The sequence below is a fragment of the Phyllobacterium sp. 0TCS1.6A genome, assembly GCF_026420825.1.
Classification (GTDB): domain Bacteria; phylum Pseudomonadota; class Alphaproteobacteria; order Rhizobiales; family Rhizobiaceae; genus Phyllobacterium.
Genome location: NZ_JAPMAB010000012.1, coordinates 1 through 17999, shown reverse-complemented (window position 1 = coordinate 17999; position 17999 = coordinate 1). Strand labels below are relative to the sequence as shown.

General features: G+C 62.3%; 14 protein-coding genes. 4 read left to right on the top strand and 10 right to left on the bottom strand.

Annotated elements, in window-relative coordinates:
* Positions 1–224: 224 nt before the first annotated feature.
* The 10 genes from OSJ75_RS21040 to OSJ75_RS20995 all read right to left on the bottom strand — a co-directional run bounded on the left by OSJ75_RS21040 (position 225) and on the right by OSJ75_RS20995 (position 11624).
* Positions 225–563, bottom strand: coding sequence for a hypothetical protein (locus OSJ75_RS21040; protein ID WP_250019261.1), 339 nt, complete (start codon positions 561–563; stop codon positions 225–227).
* Positions 564–678: 115 nt separating this feature from the next.
* Complete coding sequence (locus tag OSJ75_RS21035; RefSeq protein ID WP_267229465.1) at positions 679–1449, bottom strand: amino acid ABC transporter ATP-binding protein; 771 nt, start codon at positions 1447–1449, stop codon at positions 679–681.
* Complete coding sequence (locus tag OSJ75_RS21030) at positions 1449–2129, bottom strand: amino acid ABC transporter permease (RefSeq protein ID WP_250019260.1); 681 nt, start codon at positions 2127–2129, stop codon at positions 1449–1451. Before OSJ75_RS21030 ends, OSJ75_RS21035 begins: the two co-directional genes overlap by 1 nt.
* Before the next feature lie 77 nt (positions 2130–2206).
* Positions 2207–2977, bottom strand: a complete 771-nt coding sequence (locus tag OSJ75_RS21025; protein ID WP_267229384.1) for an amino acid ABC transporter substrate-binding protein — start codon at positions 2975–2977, stop codon at positions 2207–2209.
* Between the two features lie 291 nt (positions 2978–3268).
* Positions 3269–4870, bottom strand: coding sequence for an ABC transporter ATP-binding protein (locus OSJ75_RS21020; RefSeq protein WP_267229383.1), 1602 nt, complete (start codon positions 4868–4870; stop codon positions 3269–3271).
* Positions 4871–4872: 2 nt separating this feature from the next.
* Positions 4873–6003 (bottom strand): ABC transporter permease, encoded by a 1131-nt coding sequence (locus OSJ75_RS21015; RefSeq protein WP_267229382.1) that lies wholly within the window; start codon positions 6001–6003, stop codon positions 4873–4875.
* Positions 5996–6919 (bottom strand): oligopeptide ABC transporter permease OppB, encoded by a 924-nt coding sequence (oppB, locus tag OSJ75_RS21010; RefSeq protein ID WP_250019255.1) that lies wholly within the window; start codon positions 6917–6919, stop codon positions 5996–5998. The genes OSJ75_RS21015 and oppB overlap by 8 nt, the downstream gene beginning before the upstream one ends.
* A gap of 214 nt (positions 6920–7133) precedes the next feature.
* Positions 7134–8732: a peptide ABC transporter substrate-binding protein gene (locus OSJ75_RS21005; protein WP_267229381.1), complete on the bottom strand. Its 1599-nt coding sequence runs from the start codon at positions 8730–8732 to the stop codon at positions 7134–7136.
* Positions 8733–8982: 250 nt separating this feature from the next.
* Entirely contained in the window at positions 8983–10608 is a 1626-nt protein-coding gene (locus OSJ75_RS21000) for a cisplatin damage response ATP-dependent DNA ligase (protein ID WP_267229380.1), read from the bottom strand.
* Complete coding sequence (locus OSJ75_RS20995; RefSeq protein WP_267229379.1) at positions 10608–11624, bottom strand: ligase-associated DNA damage response exonuclease; 1017 nt, start codon at positions 11622–11624, stop codon at positions 10608–10610. The genes OSJ75_RS21000 and OSJ75_RS20995 overlap by 1 nt, the downstream gene beginning before the upstream one ends.
* Positions 11625–11729: 105 nt before the next feature.
* Between OSJ75_RS20995 and OSJ75_RS20990 the strand changes: the two genes are divergently transcribed.
* The 4 genes from OSJ75_RS20990 to OSJ75_RS20975 all read left to right on the top strand — a co-directional run bounded on the left by OSJ75_RS20990 (position 11730) and on the right by OSJ75_RS20975 (position 17424).
* The gene (locus OSJ75_RS20990; protein WP_250019365.1) at positions 11730–14300 is read left to right on the top strand and encodes a ligase-associated DNA damage response DEXH box helicase; all 2571 of its coding nucleotides are present in this window, start codon (positions 11730–11732) and stop codon (positions 14298–14300) included.
* Complete coding sequence (gene pdeM / locus OSJ75_RS20985; RefSeq protein ID WP_267229378.1) at positions 14297–15025, top strand: ligase-associated DNA damage response endonuclease PdeM; 729 nt, start codon at positions 14297–14299, stop codon at positions 15023–15025. Before OSJ75_RS20990 ends, pdeM begins: the two co-directional genes overlap by 4 nt.
* A gap of 154 nt (positions 15026–15179) precedes the next feature.
* Positions 15180–16088: a transferrin-binding protein-like solute binding protein gene (locus OSJ75_RS20980; RefSeq protein WP_267229377.1), complete on the top strand. Its 909-nt coding sequence runs from the start codon at positions 15180–15182 to the stop codon at positions 16086–16088.
* Between the two features lie 22 nt (positions 16089–16110).
* Positions 16111–17424, top strand: coding sequence for a surface lipoprotein assembly modifier (locus OSJ75_RS20975; protein ID WP_267229376.1), 1314 nt, complete (start codon positions 16111–16113; stop codon positions 17422–17424).
* Positions 17425–17999 lie beyond the last annotated feature (575 nt).

Genomic DNA, 17999 nt, shown 5'->3' with positions numbered 1-17999 from the left:
GTTTCAATAGTTCTCTATACCCGCGATGATCCGAAACGCTAATAAATATGATCTATCGCGGTGCTCATGTCTGCCGGCCGGCCGGTATTGTGCTCCGGAAGGACATTACAGTGCGATTTTCATCCGTGCCGGGGCCAATCGGGAGGGCCGCGGGCCAGTTCAGGCGAACAATATTCGTTCGCTAAACTTGTCGACAAAGTATTGCTGGTGCGACCGGCGGCCAACTAGAGTGCGTGCCTGCCGCAAAACGACCTTACGCTTATCAATATCTCGCTGACGAACACGATCTGCGCGTCGATGAAGTTTATCCGGCGCTCGCAGTTCTGTATAGACTTGGCGAAGACATCGAGCTTGGCCTCATAGGGCTGCTGGCTTTCCCCCTCGGGCATGGCTTCGAACACAAGCGCCGCGTCGGCCGAGGCATCCGAATAGCGTTTGCGCAATCCCGCCTTCTCGCGCTGAAGTTCGTCCATCACCTGGCCGAGCGTTGCCTGGATGCGCTGGAACCGCGACAGATCCGCTTCAAGATCACGCGTTGCGCTTCTCATCTTGAATCCGAACATCGCCCTTCTCCCCTGTCTCAGGCACCGACTGCGAATCTTCGCGTCGGCTTGAGCTTCAATGCGATTGTCTCAGACGGCCTGCATAAGGAAAGTACATAATTAGAGCAGGTAGGGCTCAGATTCCATCGCCATGCGTGTGGTTTTCCTGCGTGAGCGTGGCAATGAAGCGCTTGGTGCGTTCCTTTTGCGGCCGGGTGAATATATCGCGCGACGTCCCGGTCTCGACGACGACGCCGCCTTCCAGCACCACGACCTCGCCGGCAATGCGCGACGCAAGCCGCAGGTCGTGCGTCGCCATCACCATGGTCGTGCCTTCCCGCGCCAATTGCGCGAGGACGTCCACCACCTCGCCCGACAGTTCCGGATCGAGGGCGGAGGTCGGTTCGTCGCAGAGGAGAACCTTCGGCGACGGCGCCAGGGCGCGCGCGATGGCGACGCGCTGTTGCTGTCCGCCCGACAATGTCGCGGGCCACGCATCCGCCTTGTGCGCCAGCCCCACCTTGTCGAGCAGCGACAGGGCCCGGTCCCGCGCCCTGGCTTTCGGCCAGCCGAGGACGGTCACCAGTCCCTCCGCCACATTGTCGATGGCGGTCCTGTGCGGAAAAAGCTGGAAGTTCTGGAACACCATGCCGGTATGGCGGCGCAGGGATTGGATGGCCTTCGCCCCCGGCCGCACGCCCGGCTGCAACTCCAGGCGGTCGCCGGCGATCTCGACGCTGCCCGATGTCGGAATCTCCAGAAGGTTGATACATCTCAGCAATGTGCTCTTGCCGCCGCCGGAGGGACCGACAAGCGCAAGCACCTCGCCCTCGGCGACATTGAGCGACACATTGTCGAGAACGGTCTGATCGCCGAATTTCTTGACGATGTTCTTGAGCTCTATCATCATGAACGCGCCTCCAGAAATCCGCCATAGCGATTGAGTCTCAGTTCGAGCCGCGCCTGCAAGGCCGACAGGACCGAGCTGAGCACCAGATAGATCAGCGCAGCCTCGATATAGAGGATCAGCGGCTCGTAGGTCGTCGCCACGATCCGTTGCGCCGCCTGGAAGAGTTCGGGAACGGTGATGGCAGCGGCAAGCGACGTATCCTTGACGAGCGATATGAACGTGTTGGAAAGCGGCGGAACCGCAACGCGCGTCGCCTGCGGCAGGATCGTCCGGCGCATGGCCTGCGACCAGCTCATGCCGATCGAATAGGCTGCCTCCCACTGGCCCTTCGGCACCGAGGAGATGACGGCGCGCAGGATTTCCGACGTATAGGCGCCGATGTTCAGGGTGAAGCCGATCAGCGCGGCGGTGAACGCATCGAGCACGATGCCGACGCTCGGCAGGCCGTAGAAGATCAGGAACAACTGCACCAGCAGCGGCGTGCCGCGGATGATCCAGACATAGAATTTGATGATGGCCGCCACCGGCGCCGGCGCAAACAGCCGGATGAGCGCCGCGACCAGCCCGAGGGTGAGGCCGAAGATGAAGGACAGAAGCGTCAGCGGAATGGTGAAGATCAAGCCGGCCCAAAGCAGGGGAGCCAGCGATTCAAGCATCAGGTTCAGCCAGTGTGGCACGGCCTTTTCTCCTCAAAACAAAGGCAGGGGTTACCCCCTGCCCTGTTAGAGCGCAAATATCAATCGGCGTAAACGGACTACTTGGAAACGTCCTGGCCGAAATATTTGTCCGCTATCTTCTGGTAGGTGCCGTCAGCCTTGATCTTCTCGAGCGCCTTGTTGATCTCGGCCAGCAGCTCCGGCTCGCCCTTGCGGATGATGATGCCGGAATAATCCGCATTCTCCTGTTCGGCGGCGATCTTCACGTTCGCATCCGGCTTGTGCTTCTTGAAGTCGAGGAAGGAAAGACTGTCATTGACCGTCGCGTCGGCGCGGCCGCTGAGGAGAAGCTGGATCGACTGGTCGAAACCATCGGTGCCGACGAGTTCGGCACCGTTGCTCTGTGCGATCTTGCCGAAATTGCTCGACAGCGATTGCGCCGACTTCTTGCCCTTCAGGTCGGCGAAACCCTTGATCTCGTCATTGTCGCCCTTGACGATCAGCACTGCCTTCGACGCGATATAGGGCTCCGAGAAATCATATTTCGCCTTGCGCGCGTCGGTGATGCCGACCTGATTGATCACGGTGTCATAGCGATTGGCGTCGAGGCCGGCGATGAGGCCGTCCCACTTGCCCTCGAGGAATTGCGGCTTCACGCCAAGCTCCCTGGCGATCGCTTCGCCGATCTCGACGTCGAACCCGACGAGCTTGCCCGACGCATCATGATAGGTGAAGGGAGCGTAGGTCCCTTCCGTCCCGATCTTGAACACGCCGGCCGCCTTGATCTGCTCGAGATTTTCTCCCGCAAGCGCATGCGCGGGAGCAATTGCGAGGGCGCCAACAACTACAAGTGATTTCAGCCAGTTCATCTTATTCCGTCGCTTTCTGCCGGGCGCGCCGATGCGCCTTGGTCATTCCGAGAAAATGTCACTTTGGCTCGGCCGTGCATAGATATCCGAAGCCAAGTTTAGCGCTTGGCTGCAAAAATATACCATAATACGGCACATAACAGGAATGAATTTCTCATGCCTTCAACCGATAGGTGCGCCCGTAGAACCATCGACAAATGGATATGTTCCGGACCACGGCGAGGCGGGCGCATCCGCAAGGAAAAACCCGCGCCGGCGAGGCGCGGGCTCCGGTGATGACGAAGTGCCGTGTCAGAGATCGAAGGCGGCGCCGATCAGCGTCTTCGTATAGTCGTGATGCGGGTCGGCGAATATTTCTCCCGTCTCCCCCTCCTCGACGATCTTGCCGTTCTTCATGACGATCACATAGTCGGATATCGCCTTTATCACCGCCAGATCGTGGCTGATGAAGATATAGGACAGGCCATATTTCTCCTGCAGGTCGCGCAGGAGATCGATCACCTGGCCTTGCACCGAACGGTCCAGCGCCGATGTCGGTTCGTCGAGGATCACCACCTTGGGCTTCAGGATCATGGCGCGGGCAATGGCGATGCGCTGCCGCTGGCCGCCGGAGAATTCATGCGGATAGCGATTGCGCGCCGCCGGATCGAGCCCAACTTCCTTGAGCGCCGCAACGGCGCGGCTGTCCCGCTCGGCGCGCGACAATTGCGGCTCGTGGATCAGCAGGCCCTCCGTGATCACCTCGCCGACCGTCTGGCGCGGCGACAGCGACCCGTAGGGGTCCTGGAAGACCAGTTGCAATTCCTTCCGCAGCGGCCGCATGGCGGAGCGGCCGTAATTGGTGATGTTCGTATCGTCGAAATGGAACTGGCCGCTGCTCGGCAGCAGGCGCAGCAGGGCGCGGCCGAGCGTCGATTTGCCCGAGCCGGATTCACCGACGATGCCGATCGTCTGCCCCTGTTTCAATCGCACGTTCACGCCATCGACCGCGCGGAACACGGCAGTCGCCGACCGGAAGAAGCCACCGCCGACGGCAAAATCGACGCTGACATTGCGGCCCTCCAGAACGATGGGAGCGGTATCCTCCGGCGGCCCCTTTGTGCCGCTCGGCTCAGCCGCAAGCAGCATCTTGGTGTAATCTTCCCGCGGACGCTCGAATATGTCCGAGATCGTGCCGGTTTCCACCACTTCGCCGCGACGCATCACGACGACGCGTTCGGCAAAATGTCTGACGATGCCGAGATCATGGGTGATCAGCACGATCGCCATGCCGAAACGCTTCTGCAGCGAGCGCAGGAGATCGAGAATCTGCGCCTGGATCGTTACATCCAGCGCCGTCGTCGGTTCATCGGCGATCAGGAGATCGGGCTCGTTCGCGAGCGCCATGGCGATCATGACGCGCTGGCGCTGGCCGCCCGACAATTGATACGGGTAGGAGTTGATGCGGCGCTCGGGCTCGGGGATGCCGACGAGCTTCAGGAGTTCGAGAGCTCTGACCCGCGCCTGCTTGAAGCTGATGCCCTGGTGATGGACGATCGGCTCGGCGATCTGGCGCCCGATCGTATAGAGCGGATCGAGCGAGGTCATGGGCTCCTGGAAGATCATGGTGATCTTCGAGCCGCGGACGGTGTTCAGCCCCTTGACCGGCAGCCCCACCAGTTCCTTGCCGCGATATTTCGCCGAACCGGCCACGCGGCCATTGGCGGCGAGCAGGCCCATGATGCCCATCATCGTCTGGCTCTTGCCCGAACCGGACTCGCCCACCACGGCGAGGGTCTCGCCTCGCCTCACGTCGAGATCGATGCCCTTGACGGCGTTGACCTCGCCGTCGGGGGTGGTGAAGTCGACCTTCAGGCCGCGCACGGCCAATATGTTTTCCATATCATCCGTCATGGTCAGCGATCCTTCGGGTCTAGCGCATCACGCAGTCCGTCGCCGATGAAATTCAGCGAGAACAGGGTGAGAACGAAGAAAATGGCGGGGAATATCAGCAGCCATGGCGCGGACTGCATCTTGGCCGCGCCTTCCGAGATCAAGGCGCCCCAGCTGGTCAGCGGCGCCTGCACGCCGAGGCCGAGGAAGGAGAGGAAGCTCTCGAGCAGGATGACCTTGGGCACGACGACGGTGACGAAGACCACGACGGGACCGATCGTGTTCGGGATGATGTGACGCCGGATGATCTGCCAGTCCGTCAGGCCCAAAGCCTGCGCCGCGCCGATGAATTCGCGGCGTTTGAGCGCCAGGGTCTGGCCGCGGACGATACGCGCCATGTCCAGCCATTCCACCGCGCCGATGACGAGGAAGATCAGGATGAAGCTGCGGCCGAAAAACACCACCAGCACCACCACGAGAAACACGAAGGGCAGCGAATAGAGGATTTCGACGAGCCGCATCATCACATTGTCGATGCGCCCGCCAATATAGCCGGAGACCGCGCCATAGGTAACGCCGACGGCGAGCGATACGAGGCTGGCGAGCAGCCCGACCGCCAGCGATATCTGTCCGCCCAGCATGACCCTCGCCAGCATGTCGCGGCCGTTCGTATCGGTGCCGAAGGGGAAATATTCGCGGTTGACCTCGCCCGAGACCTTGAGCGTGCGCCCGTCATCCTCGGTTGCGACAACCTGCGTATTGTCGAACTCGTTGGCACGGTCGAAATAGCGTATCGTCCGCGGATCGATGGTCTTGTCGGACTGTATCGTGGCCGTGAAACCATTGTCCTCGATGGCGAATTCGCGCAGTTCCACCCGCGCCCGGGTGGCAACGCCCTTCAGGACGTCGCCCAGCGTATCGGCTTTCGGCAATGGCTCGATGCTCGGGGCCACCGCCACATAGGACGGAAACACCTGATCATAGCTGTGGCTGATGAAATAGGGGCCGACGAACGAGAACAGCATGATCAGAAGCAGCATGATGCTGCCCGCCATGGCGGCCCTGTTGCGGCGAAAGCGGATGAGCGCCAGCTGAAACAGGCCGCGTCCCCGGGTCTCCTCCGGCGGAACGATGGTCGTCGGGATGTCAGTCATGGCGAACCCTCGGATCGAGCAGGCCGTAGATGATATCGACCACGAGATTGAACACGATGACGAAGACCGCGACCAGCACGACGGTGCCCATCACCAGAGTGTAGTCCCGGTTGATGGCGCCGAGCACGAAGTAGCGGCCGACGCCGGGGATGGTGAATATGCTTTCAACCACAGCCGAGCCCGTCAGCAGCGCAGCCGCGCAGGGAGCAAGATAGGAGACGACGGGCAACAGCGCGCCGCGCATGGCGTGGGTTATCACCACCACCCGCTGCGGCAGGCCATAGGCCCGCACCGTCCTGATGTGATCCGCATGCAGCGCCTCGATCATCGATCCCCGCGTCAGGCGGGCGAACACCGCGAGCTGCGGCAGGCCGAGCGTGATCACGGGCAGGATGAGGAATGGCCACGAACCATCGCCCCACCCGCCGCCCGGCAGCAGCGAGAATGTCAGCGAGAATATGAGCAGCAGGACCGGCCCGACGACGAAATTGGGCACGGTGACGCCCGTCGTCGCCACCGACATGACGAGGAAATCCAGGAACGAGTTCTGCCGCAGGGCCGCCAGCGTGCCGACGAGCACGCCGCCGACCAGCGCGAAGATCAAGGCGAGGCTGCCCAGCCTTATCGAATAGGGCAGGCCCTTGCCGATCAGTTCGGCGATCGTGTTGTCCTTGTAGATATAACTCGGCCCGAAATCGCCGGTGACCGCGTTCTTCAGATATTGGAGATACTGGCTCCAGAGCGGCTGGTCGAGATGATAGGCCCGCATCAGGTTTTCCATCGTCGCCGGCGGCAATGGCCGTTCGAGATTGAACGGGCCGCCCGGTGCGAAGCGCATCAGGAAGAAGGAAATGGTGACGACGATGAAGAGGGTCGGCACCGCACTCGCCAATCGGCGAAGAATGAAGTGAAACATCCGCTATACTCCCGGAGAAGATTCTACCCGGCTTGCGTTCGGGTTCCCGTCGCGGCTGTGTCCCATGGAAACGGCTCCTCCCGGCGCGGGCGAACAGGCTGCCCGCACCGGGTGGAACACGGTTTCATGTGTCGAATTATGAGAAAACTGAGCCACGCCGGAACCCGTTGCCGGCCTGCCATCGAACCCCGATCGCAGGCCGCAATGCAAAATCCTATTCCTCGACGCTGAGATACTTGCTCAGATGTTCATTATTGCCGTTGTCGCCCCAGCCCTTGACCTTGCTGGAGACCAGCCAGAAATTCGCGTCGTTGACCAGAGGCGCGATCGGCTGGTCGCGCATGACGAGGGCTTCGGCCTGGTGCAGCAGCTTGGAGCGCGCGGCGGGATCGCGTTCCTTGTAGGATTTCTGCAGCAGTTCGTCGAATTCCGGATTGTTGTAGTGTCCGTAATTGAAGGTCTTGTTGCCGCTGTAGTTCAGGTTGAGGAAGTTTTCGGCATCGGCATAATCCGCCACCCAGCCGGCGCGGGCGACATTGAACTTGCCGCCTTCCTGCAGGTAGGCGTAGTGCGAGGAAATGTCGAGATTGACCAGTGTGACATTGGCGCCGAACGTCTTCTTCCACATGTCGGCGACGGCGGTCGCGGCCCGCTCATGGTTCGGATTGGTGTTGTAGCGGATCTCGATATTGAGCGGCTTGCCGCCCTCGCCATAACCGGCCTCCTTCATCAGTTCGATGGCCTTGTCCTCGCGATCGAGCTGCGACATCTCGGCGAAATCGGGCAGCTCCGGCTTGCCGTAATTCTCGATGCCGGGCGGCACCAGCGAATACATCGGCAGCTTGGACTCGTTGAAGATCTCGGTGGAAAGGAAGTCGCGATCGACCGCCATCGACAGCGCACGCCGCACGCGCACGTCGCTGAAGGGTTCGGCGCGCGTATCGAACGGATAGTAATAGGTGGCGAAGGACGGGGTCACATGCACCTGTTCGCCATTTTGCGCGCGGAGCCGCTCGATCTGGTCGCTGGCGAAATTATAGACGAGATGCAGTTCGCCCGCTTCGAAGCGGCGGACATTCGCCGCCTGGTCGTCGATCGGGTAGAAGATGACCTTGTCGAGCTTGACGTTGGCGGCATCCCAGTAATTCTCGTTCTTGACCACGGTCAGGTGATCGTTCGGCACATGCTCGACAAGCTTGAAGGCGCCATTGCCGACGAGCTTGCCCGGCTTGACGAAATCGGCGCCGTTCTTTTCGAAACTCGCCTTGCTGACGGGCAGCGCCGATTGGTGCGACAGCAGCTCTATGAAGAACGGCGTCGGGTTTTCGAGGGTGATCTCCAGCGTCTTCGCATCGATCGCCTTGGCGCCCAGCTCTTCGAGCTTGGCCTCGCCCTTGTTGATCTTCGCCGCGTTCTTGATCGGGTAGAGGATATTGGCGTAGCCGGCAGCCGTCTTCGGGTCCTGGATGCGGCGCAGCGAGAACACGAAGTCTTCCGCCGTCACGGGGCTGCCATCGGACCAATTGGCATTGGCGCGGAGCTTGAACGTATAGACCGTGCCGTCATCCGAGATCGTCCAGCTTTCCGCCGCGCCGGGCACGATCTTGCCATTGGCGTCATAGACGGTCAGACCTTCGTAAAGGTCCTTCAGGATGAAGGCCTCGATGTCGATGGAGGTCTGCGACTGGTCCAGCGTTTGCGGCTCGCCGCTATTGCCGCGATGCAGCACCATTTCGGCCAGAGCGGGGCTCGCGCCGATCAGCAGCGACCCAAGCAGGAGCGCGGCGCGGAGATTGAGTTTCATGTGGGACATTTGTCTGTTCCTTCCCCTCTAAGAGAATGTGAAGGCATGAACAAATGACAATTTTTGCATGAACGCAAGGAGGCTTTGTCGGGGTTGTAGCGATAATGGGGGTTACGGCCACGTCAAACATCGTTGCACCATATGGACCACATGCCCGATTCCCGCCATTTTCTGCCGGAAACGCGGCCTACATCCTAAGACTTAGGTCATACCGATTTGTGTGGAAAACACGACAATCCGCAAATTGCCGCGACAATACTCAACCTGCGGTTTCGCTATCACGCAAAAGTGCTTCCAGCGTTTCGAGACGATCCGCCTCTATCGGCGGCTTGTCCCAGCGCAATCGCGATATTCGCGGGAAGCGCATGGCGACGCCGGACTTGTGCCGATTGGAGCGGTTCAGCCCCTCGAACGCCACTTCGAGCACCAGCCCGTGGTCGGGTTCTGCCCGCACCGAGCGAACCGGGCCGAAGCGCTCGGTGGTATTGTTGCGGACGAAGGCGTCGAGCTGCTTCAGCTCCTCGTCCGTGAAGCCGAAATAGGCCTTGCCCACCGGGACGAGCTGCGGGTCGCTCTCCGGTCCGGTCCACACCGCGAATGTATAATCCGAATAATAGCTCGAACGCTTGCCATGGCCGCGCTGCGCGTAGACCAGCACCGCGTCGATGATGAACGGATCGCGTTTCCACTTGAACCACGGTCCCTTGGGACGCCCCGGCACATAGGCGGAATCCCGCCGCTTCAGCATCAGCCCCTCGATGATCGGATGCGGCGGCTTGCCCCGCAGTTCCGCCAGATCGTCGAAAGTCTCGAACGGCACCAGCGGCGAGAGGTCGAAGCGGGCGGGATCGAGCCCGGCGACGAACGTCTCCAGCCGCGCCCGGCGCTCGATGAAAGGCAGGGCGCGGATATCCTCGTCCCCGTCGAAGAGGAGATCATAGAGCCGCACGAAGGCGGGAAAGCTCTCGAGCTGTTTTGCCGTCACCGTCTTGCGGTTCAGCCGCTGCTGCAGATCGCCGAACGACCCGACTTCGATGCCGGTAGCCGATGGCCGCCCCACCAGCAATTCGCCATCCAGCGTGCCGGCGAAGCTCATGGCGTCGGCCACGTCCGGGAAGGCGTGGGAGATGTCGTCGCCAGTGCGCGAATAGATCCGCCGCTGGCCGCCTTCCGCCGTCAGCTGCACGCGGATACCATCCCATTTCCACTCGGCCGCATAGGTTTCCGCGTTGATCTTGCCATAGTCCGGCTCTTCCAGCGGCGTCGACAGCATCACCGGGCGGAAGGGCGCGCTGGCAAGGCCCTGCGGCTTGTCCGCCTTGCGCTCCAGCCAGGCGAAGAGCGGCTCGTAGGGCGGCTTCAATCCATGCCACAATTCCTCGATCTCGCCGACATCCACATCTCCGAACTGCGCCAGCGCCTGCTTGGCAAGCCGCGCCGACACGCCGATCCGCAGGCCGCCGGTCACCAGTTTCAGCAAGGCGTAGCGCGCCGATGCGTCGAGCCGATCGAGCCAGCGCTCCACCAGCCGGACCGCATCGCTGCGGGATGCGTGGATGAGCGAGGTCACGATATCGCCGAGCGACGGCGCCGCATTGGCCCGCGGCGCATCTTCCGCCGCCCAGACCAGCGATATCGTCTCGGCGAGATCGCCGACATAATCATAGGAATAGCCGAACAATTGCTCGTCCATTCGCTCCGCAATCAGGCTTCTCAGCATTGCCGGCTTGACGTTGGCGATGTTGAGATCGCCGGTGATGGCCGCCAGCGCATAGCCGCGATCCGGGTCGCGCGTCCTGCTGAAATAATCGACGAGCAGCGTCAGCTTGCCGTTGCGGGCCGGCGTCAGCACCAATCGGTCGAGGAGTTCGGCAAACTCTTCCATCAGTCGCCCTCGTCTTCGTAACCGATCAGATGCAGCGGCCTGGCCTTGTAGCCATTGAGCTCGCACCAGCGCACCAGCGCCTCCTCGCGGCCATGGGTGACCCAGACCTGATCGGGATCGAGTTCCGTTATCGTCCGCGTCAGCTCATCCCAGTCGCAATGGTCCGAAAGTATGATCGGCAGTTCGACGCCGCCCTGCCTGGCGCGTTGCCTGATGCGCATCCAGCCCGAGGCGAAACAGGAGACCGGGTCGGGGAAACGCCGCGCCCAGCGATCGAGGAAAGCCGATGGCGGACCGATGACGATGGCCCCGGCAAAATCGCCGGCGCTGTCTGTATCGACCGTGGCCGGCGAGAGGTCGCCGAGGTCGATCCCCTGCGACTGGTAGTAGTCGCAGAGCTTCGCCAGTGCGCCGTGGATATAGATCGTCCTGTCATGGCCGGCATCGCGCAGCATGCGGATGACGCGCTGCGCCTTGCCGAGCGCATAGGCGCCGACGAGATGCGAGCGTTCCGGAAACTGCTCGACCGAGCGCAGCAGCTTGGCGATCTCGTCGCGGCTGTCCGGGTGCCGGAACACCGGCAGCGCGAACGTCGCCTCGGTGATGAAGACGTCGCAGGCCACCGGCTCGAAGCCGAGGCAGGTCGGGTCGGGGCTGCGCTTGTAGTCGCCCGAGGCGACGATGCGCATGCCATCCTTCTCCACCGCGATCTGCGCCGATCCGAGCACATGCCCGGCAGGGTGGAAGCTGACGCTGACGCCGTTGTTGACGACGGTTTCGCCGAGCGTCGCCGCCTGTGTCACGGCAGCGAATCCACTGCCGTAGCGCAGCGCCATGATGTCGAGTGTCTGGCGCGTCGCCATGACGCTTTCATGGCCGGACCTCGCATGATCCGAATGGCCATGGGTGATGAGCGCCTTCTGCACCGGCCGGATCGGATCGATGTAGAAATCGCCCGGCGGACAATAGAGCCCCGCCGGCGTCGATCGCAACAAGTCTTCCGGTCGTTTCAGCACCTTCTCCCCCTGCTCCGGCCATGGCTAAACGAAGATAGTGCGCTTTTGGCTCCACGCAAATTCCGTATCGCGCTATTTGCAGCAGCGTCGTGCATGCTTCGACAGATGCCAGGGACCTTGGCGCGCAGACCGGCAATCGCTACATTCGCCGCTGTGAGCAAGCCCGAAACATTGGACGACACCCCCCTCCTGCCGCCGCAATTCCTGCGCTGGTTCCAGGACAAGGGCTGGAGCCCCCGCCAACACCAGCTGGACCTTCTGCGCGAGGCGGATGCGGGCAATTCCGCCCTGCTCATCGCACCGACCGGCGCCGGGAAGACCCTGGCCGGGTTTCTGCCAGCCCTGACGGACCTTGCGACGCGCGGCAAGGGCAATGCGCCCGGTCGCGGCATCCACACGCTCTACATATCGCCCCTTAAGGCGCTTGCCGTCGATATCCAGCGCAATCTGGCAAAGCCGATCGAGGAGATGGCGCTGCCGATCTCGATCGAGACCCGCACCGGCGATACGCCCGCCTTCAAGCGCCAGCGCCAGAAGCTCGCCCCGCCCGACATCCTGCTGACGACGCCGGAGCAGCTGGCGCTGCTCATCGCCAGCAAGGATGCGGCGCGCTTCTTCGAGGATCTGCGCTATGTGATCCTCGACGAGCTCCATTCGCTGATCACCTCCAAGCGCGGGCACCTGCTGGCGCTGGGCCTCGCGCGCCTGCGCCGGTTGCAGCCCGGGCTGCAGGCGATCGGCCTCTCGGCCACCGTCGCCGAGCCCGACATGCTGCGGCAATGGCTGGTGCCCCAGCTGGAGTCCCAGAACGGTTCGGCTGCGCTTGCAAGCCTGATCGTCGTCGAAGGCGGCGCGAGGCCGGACATCACCATCATGAAAACAGAAGACCGCGTGCCCTGGGCCGGCCATTCCGCCGTCTACGCCCTTCCCGGCATCTATGACGCGATCAAGGCGCATGGCACGACGCTGATCTTCGTCAATACGCGCAGCCAGGCCGAGCGGCTGTTCCATGACCTGTGGATGATCAATGACGACAACCTGCCCATCGCGCTGCATCACGGCTCGCTCGATGTCAGCAAGCGGCGCAGGGTCGAGCAGGCGATGGCGGCGAACAGCCTGCGCGCGGTCGTCGCCACGTCGACGCTCGATCTCGGCATCGACTGGGGCGATGTCGATCTCGTCATCCATGTCGGCGCGCCGAAGGGCGCTAGCCGGCTGGCGCAGCGCATAGGCCGCTCCAACCACCGCATGGACGTGCCCTCGCGCGCCATTCTGGTGCCGGCGAACCGCTTCGAGGTGATGGAATGCCAGGCGGCGCTCGATGCCAACTACCTCGGCGCGCAGGATACGCCGCCGCTCGGCGTCGGCGCGCTCGACGTCCTTGCCCAGCATGTGCTCGGCATGGCCTGCGCCGCGCCTTTCGTCATCGATGAACTTTACGCCGAGGTGCGCACGGCCCTGCCCTATGCGCCGCTGGCGCGGGAGACCTTCGAGCGCATCGTCCAGTTCGTCGCCACCGGCGGCTATGCGCTGAAATCCTATGAGCGCTTCGCCAAGATCCGCCAGACGGCGGATGGCAGCTGGCGCGTGACACACCCAAGGGTGGCGCAGCAATACCGGCTGAATGTCGGGACGATCATCGAAGCGGCGGCGCTGACCGTGCGGCTGACCCGGCGCAGCGGCAAGGGCATCAATGTGCGCGGCGGCCCGGTGCTCGGCAAGGTGGAGGAGCATTTCCTCGAAGCGCTGGCGCCGGGCGATACGTTCTTCTTTTCCGGCCGGGTGCTGCGCTTCGAAGGCATCAGGGAAAACGAATGCCTCGTCTCCGAGGCGAAGGGCTTCGATGCCAAGATTCCCTCCTATGCCGGCGGCAAGTTTCCGCTGACCACCTATCTCGCCGACCAGGTGCGCGCCATGCTCGCCGACGAGGAGCGCTGGCGCGCGCTGCCCGAGCAGGTGAGCGACTGGCTGCGGCTGCAACGGGACAAGTCCACATTGCCGCAGCCGGGCAGCCTTCTTGTCGAGACCTTTCCGCGCGGCAACCGCTCCTACATGGTGGCCTATCCATTCGAAGGCAGGCTCGCCCACCAGACGCTCGGCATGTTGCTGACGCGGCGGCTTGAGCGCGCCCGGGCGCGGCCGCTCGGCTTCATCGCCACCGATTATGCCATCTCGGTCTGGGGCATGCGCGACCTTGGCAAGATGTTCCGCAGCGGCGAACTGCCTCTCGCCGACCTGTTCGACGAGGACATGCTTGGCGACGATCTCGAAGCATGGCTGTCGGAAAGTTTCATGCTGAAGCGGACATTCCGCAATTGCGCCCTGATTTCAGGGCTGGTGGAAAAGCGCCATCCCGGGCAGGAAAAGACAGGACGCCAGGTGACGGTTTCGACCGATCTCATCTATGACGTGCTGCGCGAGCACGAACCGGACCACATACTTCTGCAGGCGACGCGCGCCGATGCGGCAACCGGCTTGCTCGACATTGGACGGCTTGGCGTTATGCTTGGACGAATCAAGGGCCATATCGTGCACCGGGACCTCGACAGGATTTCGCCGCTGGCGGTGCCCGTGATGATGGAGATCGGCAAGGAACGTGTGCCCGGCGAGGCGCATGACATGCTGCTGGAAGAGATCGCGGAGGAAATGACGCGCGAAATGACGGACCACCGATGAACATGGCAGCTCTCGACGTCGCGCCCGTGCCCGCCGGCGCGGCCGAGCTCGATCTTGCCGGGCACCGGCTGGTCTGCGACCCCGCGGGCGCGATCTACCTGCCGGAGGACGGCCTGCTCGTGGTCTCCGACCTGCATCTCGAAAAGGGTTCGTCCTTTGCGCGACGCGGCATGCTGCTGCCGCCCTATGACACGCTGACGACGCTTGCCGCCCTTGCCCGGCTCATCGGCCGCTACCGCCCGAAATCCGTTCTCAGCCTCGGCGACAGTTTCCATGATGGCGAGGCCGCGACGCGCCTTGCGCCGGAATCCGCAAGCCATCTGATGACGCTGATGCGAGGCAGGCACTGGACATGGATCACCGGCAATCATGATCCGCATCATCCGGGCGCGCTGCCCGGCGAAACCTGTGCCGAACTGGCGCTCGGCGGGCTGGTCTTTCGTCATGAACCGACGCGCAACGCGCCCGCGGGCGAGATCGCCGGCCATCTGCACCCCGCCGCAAGGATCGTCTGGCGCGGCCAGGCGGTGCAGCGCCGCTGTTTTGCGACCGACCATTCCCGCATGATCATGCCGGCCTTCGGCGCCTATACCGGCGGGCTGAACATCATGAACCGCGCCTTTCACGGCCTGTTCGATCTTGCGGCGCTGAGCGCCTATATGCTCGGAAAAGACAGGATATACCGCGTCAATCGCAGCTATTTCGAGCCCGCGCCGCGCTTCTGACCGCAATTGCGGCCCTTCCCCCGAATATTATTTCTCGACTCTTCTACAAGTTGTACTTGGTTTAGTACTCATACTTATTACCAATAGATCGAATGTTGGAAATCGTTCTACAGATAAGGATATTGCTTAAACAGATTTTTCAGAAGAGGTTTTCATGCGGCACGATCTTCTCATCCTGGCTGCTATTGCTTTGGCAATAGCTGGCTGCAAGCACGGAGAGCACGAGGGAGCTCCGTCCCTGGCGCTCGCCGGCAAGACGGCGGGAGCCGAAGCCAAGGACACGGCGCAGAGCGGCGATTACAGCCTGAAGGGTACCGGTTTGCAGACCGCCGAGGATGGAAGCCTGAAGACGTTTGCCTATTCGGCCACGCTGGGGGATACAAAGGCAGCCGGAGCGACGATTTCAGGGAAGTACGCGCCGGTGTTCCTGAAATTCAGCAAGGACGGAACCGCGGCCGGCCAGATGCTGAATACTGCGCGCGACGGCGGCGGCGAAGATGACAATATCCGCTTCCTGATGAGCGACGCCTCACGCGACTCGAAGGACAACCCCACCGCTTTCGGGCTTCTGGTCGATAATTCAGCGGAGAAGAGCTTCTCCGCCGGTGCGCTCTATGGCGGCCGGGCGCCGACAAACCTCCCCACTTCGGGCACCGCGACCTATGAGGGTATTTTTGTCGGTGCGGCCAATGCCGGCAAGGGCAATAGCGGCGTGCGGGCGCATCTGGAAGGCCCCTTCGACCTGGCGGCCGATTTCGGCGCCGGAACCGTCAAGGGTACGATCCAGGGTTTGAGGGGGCCACTCGACCAGACCAGTCCGACGGCGGCAGCGGGCATGGTGACCGGCATAGGCTTCGACGGCAAGATGGCGGCAGACAAGGCGAGCTATAGCGCCGACAAGGTAACCATCACCGGGGAAGGCGTACAAGCTGTTTCCGGCGCCGTACAGGGTGGTTTCTTCAATGCCGGCGGCAGCGAAACGGCCGGCACATTGCAGGCTACCGTTTCCGGCAGCGAACCGACCAACATCATCGGGGCGTTCCACGGCGAAAAGCCGAATTGATCGCACTGCCGGGAACGAAATGATGACAGGCAGGCTCAAGGGCCGGCGATACCGGGCGGCATTGGCGCTCGGTATCCTCCTCGGATGTTTGACCAGTGCCGATGCCCATGCGGAGGGGTCCTATTCCTTCGCGCAGGTAAAGTCGCGGATCGAATCCGGCCAATATGATGCGGCGCGCCAGCTCGTTGCCGCTTCGGGCGAGGACAGCCCGAGCAAGCGGGTGGCGAAGGCGTTCACCGAGGCGCTCATCCTCAAGCATCAGCGGCAGCTGCAGGCTTCCGCTGATGCGATGGAGGCGATCCTGCTCGACAATCCCGAGTTCGATCGGGTGCGGCAGGAGCTGGCGCATAGCTATTATCTGCTCGGCGAGAACGACCATGCGCGGCACCAGTTCGGCATATTGTCGGCGACCAGCCATTCGCCGGCATTTCGCTCGCTCTACAATGACTATCTCGACGCCATCGACTCGCGGCGGCCATGGTCGCTCGATGGCTATGTCGCCCTCGCCCCGAGCACGAATATCAGCCGCGGCGTGGCGGCCGATACGGTATTCATAGGCGGCGTGCCGGTGAAGCCGGCCAACAGGAAGCAAAGCGGCATCGGCGTCAGCTTTGGCGGTTCGGGATCGTACCGGTTCGATCTCAATGAAAGGATGGGGCTCACCCTCGGCGGCGGTTTCGACGGCACCAAATATGGCGGGCGCGAATATGACTCCCTCTCCGGCCAGGTGTTTTCCGAATTCTCATACAAGACCGGCCGCTGGCGTTTTGGCGTCGGCCCGACAATGGAGCGCCTTACCTTCGACTGGCAAGGCTATCGCCTCGCCTATGGTGCGCAGTGGAGCATCCAGAAGAGCTTCGGCAATAGCGGCGACACGATGCGGTTCACCGGCCGCCTCCGCAGGCTGGACTATGACGATCTCGATGCTTTCGACGGATATGAAATTTCCGGCGGCCTGCGCTACCAGCACGCCTTTTCCGCCGCGCTGGTGGCCAATGCCGGGGCGGAACTGACGCGGGTCAAGGCAGAGAGGGAGTTCAACAGCTATAATGCGGTGCGGCCCTATTTCGAGATCTACAGCGACCTGCCTTTCGGCGTGCTCGGCAGTATCGGCCTTGGCTATCAGCTCCGCGATTATGACGGAAAGTTCCCATGGACGGGCGAAAACCGCAGGGACGGGCAGCTGAGCCTGGTCTCGTCGCTGACCTTCCGTGGCCTGAGCTTCAGGCGCATCGCTCCGCGACTGGAATATGCCTATGTCCGCAACAATTCGAATATCGGCCTTTACGACTACGATACCCACTCCATGGGAGTTTACCTCACGCGCAAATACTAACACGCCACCATGCCTGCTATCCGCCGCCGGCCCGGATTTCCACAACGGCATCCGTGCGGTGCCCAACCGCCCCTCATGTCGAGGGTGCAGGCTGCGCGCCACGATGCGGGAGCTGTGCAGCCGCCGCCCAGTGGGTTGCAGGCGTGTCGAAGCACGCACGATGTTGATGCAGCGCTGAAATCAGAGATGGCAATAATGTACCGCGTGCTTCGACGGGCTCAGCATGAGGGAGGTTGGCTCGGCATGAGGGGTTGGGGGGTGTTTGGCTGGGTGGTAGTTCTGTGGCGTTGGCGGGTGTTGAGAGATCGCAGAACGACCTTCCTGCAATCAACAATTTACCCTCATCCTGAGCCTGTCGAAGGGCGCAGCAACGGTGATGCAGTCCCCTTACAGCGCTGCATCGAAATAGTGCGTGCTTCGACAAGCTCAGCATGAGGAAGGTGGAGATCGGCATGAGGGAGGTGGGGGCTCAGCATGGGGGAACTTGGTGTGATGCAGGGATTAAATACGGAAAATCCGCACCACGCCCGCGCAATCGCGTCTGGTCATTGAAAATGGGGGGAGACGGGCGGTCT

Bases quoted from the DNA above. Each gene is read 5' to 3' on its own strand.
- OSJ75_RS21040 (WP_250019261.1), bottom strand. From the start codon at position 563: ATGTTCGGATTCAAGATGAGAAGCGCAACGCGTGATCTTGAAGCGGAT.
- OSJ75_RS21035 (WP_267229465.1), bottom strand. From the start codon at position 1,449: ATGATAGAGCTCAAGAACATCGTCAAGAAATTCGGCGATCAGACCGTT.
- OSJ75_RS21025 (WP_267229384.1), bottom strand. From the start codon at position 2,977: ATGAACTGGCTGAAATCACTTGTAGTTGTTGGCGCCCTCGCAATTGCT.
- OSJ75_RS21020 (WP_267229383.1), bottom strand. From the start codon at position 4,870: ATGACGGATGATATGGAAAACATATTGGCCGTGCGCGGCCTGAAGGTC.
- OSJ75_RS21015 (WP_267229382.1), bottom strand. From the start codon at position 6,003: ATGACTGACATCCCGACGACCATCGTTCCGCCGGAGGAGACCCGGGGA.
- oppB (WP_250019255.1), bottom strand. From the start codon at position 6,919: ATGTTTCACTTCATTCTTCGCCGATTGGCGAGTGCGGTGCCGACCCTC.
- OSJ75_RS21005 (WP_267229381.1), bottom strand. From the start codon at position 8,732: ATGTCCCACATGAAACTCAATCTCCGCGCCGCGCTCCTGCTTGGGTCG.
- OSJ75_RS21000 (WP_267229380.1), bottom strand. From the start codon at position 10,608: ATGGAAGAGTTTGCCGAACTCCTCGACCGATTGGTGCTGACGCCGGCC.
- OSJ75_RS20990 (WP_250019365.1), top strand. From the start codon at position 11,730: ATGCCAGGGACCTTGGCGCGCAGACCGGCAATCGCTACATTCGCCGCT.
- pdeM (WP_267229378.1), top strand. From the start codon at position 14,297: ATGAACATGGCAGCTCTCGACGTCGCGCCCGTGCCCGCCGGCGCGGCC.
- OSJ75_RS20980 (WP_267229377.1), top strand. From the start codon at position 15,180: ATGCGGCACGATCTTCTCATCCTGGCTGCTATTGCTTTGGCAATAGCT.
- OSJ75_RS20975 (WP_267229376.1), top strand. From the start codon at position 16,111: ATGACAGGCAGGCTCAAGGGCCGGCGATACCGGGCGGCATTGGCGCTC.